The organism is Rhodopirellula europaea 6C (genome assembly GCF_000338295.1).
Classification (GTDB): Bacteria; Planctomycetota; Planctomycetia; order Pirellulales; family Pirellulaceae; genus Rhodopirellula; species Rhodopirellula europaea.
In genome coordinates, this window is the sequence record NZ_ANMO01000010.1 from 1 (window position 1) to 1,268 (window position 1,268).

Annotated in this window: 2 protein-coding genes; both read right to left on the reverse strand. The window is 55.4% G+C overall.

Annotation, left to right across the window (positions count from 1 at the left end; genetic code table 11):
• Positions 1-120 precede the first annotated feature (120 nt).
• Positions 121-450: a DUF4265 domain-containing protein gene (locus RE6C_RS00625; protein ID WP_236617829.1), complete on the reverse strand. Its 330-nt coding sequence runs from the start codon at positions 448-450 to the stop codon at positions 121-123.
• Positions 451-568: 118 nt separating this feature from the next.
• Positions 569-1,237, reverse strand: coding sequence for a hypothetical protein (locus RE6C_RS00630; RefSeq protein ID WP_008652870.1), 669 nt, complete (start codon positions 1,235-1,237; stop codon positions 569-571).
• Positions 1,238-1,268 lie beyond the last annotated feature (31 nt).

The following is a 1,268-nucleotide window of genomic DNA, read 5'->3' on the forward strand; positions in this document are numbered from 1 at the left end:
TGCCCGTCACCGGGCCGGGAGGAAAAGGTCCACCATTGCCAGAAAGCTCGCAAGCCCGGCTCCGGTGCACGGGATGGTTCCCCGCTTGCGCTAAGGGCATTCAGCGTGGGAGACGTTTTTTCATCGGTCTAAAGTCTCAATGTCGACGTCGCTAGCCCAGTATGCGTCAAGCAAATTGGGGCGAAGCAACGACAGGTCGGTTTTGATCTCGACGCGGTCGCCAGCCGAGAGCGAATACAGTTCGTCGTAGTCCGGCTCCGAGCCATCCAGTGCAATGCGAATGGTTGAGTGGCCATTGGTCAATTCGATTCCGTCGTACCAAACATCGTACATCCCATCCTCGCCGTCCGTGTACATGATGTTGCCCAAGTTGACGGCCGTTTCCTTAACTGTGTAGATGCTCTCCGACGTTTGTGAGCATCCCGCGAGCGAAAACAGCAGAAGAATCAAGGCGGATCGCACCACGCAAGCGACACAAGAGTGCGCCACGAGGTGAGTGTGTCTCGCGTCCGTTTCGAGTTTGCAACTGCGAGGCGGCATGACTCTGTCGATCGGGGAACGTTGCCCGTCACCGGGCCGGGATAGTTAATTGTCCATTTGAGAAACCTTGCAAGCCCGGCTCCGGTGCACGGGATGGTTCCCCGCTGTTTGTTTCGCCCTCGGCGGGAGCAAAGGGATCGTCGTCTCGGTCACCTGCGAATTCGTCGAGATCACGCGAAAGATGAGGCCAACCCGTACGTTCCAGCGGACTCCAGAAGTCAAAATTGTCAAACAACTGTTTTTGGAAGCGAGTCTGTTTTGCGCCCAGAGGCAATTCCGGTGCGAGTTGACCGTTCATCAAAACCGGATAGTGAATGTACCGCGTACGAGCATCGGGATACGAGTAGCCGCCGGGACCTCGAAAAAGAGACGGATCGTACGGACCCTTGTATGTCACCAGCCAGTAGAAGCGATTTTCGTCTTCGGACACGAGTATAGCGCGGTGGAAGGCCCACGCATGAAGATCACCGTAGCCCTTGAATGCAGTTTTTTCGTGTCGTGTCTTTGCGACCTTTATCGCTTGGACGATACTGCAAGGAATTGGTTCTTCGCCGGCGTTCCACGTTGGTGTTTCAGCGAGAATCTCCGGCGTTACAGTAAAAACCGTTGGCGTGCCAAAGACCTCAAATTCATCGGCTGACGCATGAGCCTGCAGCAGTCCTGCAAGAAGGACGATAGCTGAGGCACGAATTGTCATGACGTCAAGATTCATGGGTCTTCAGTCGGGG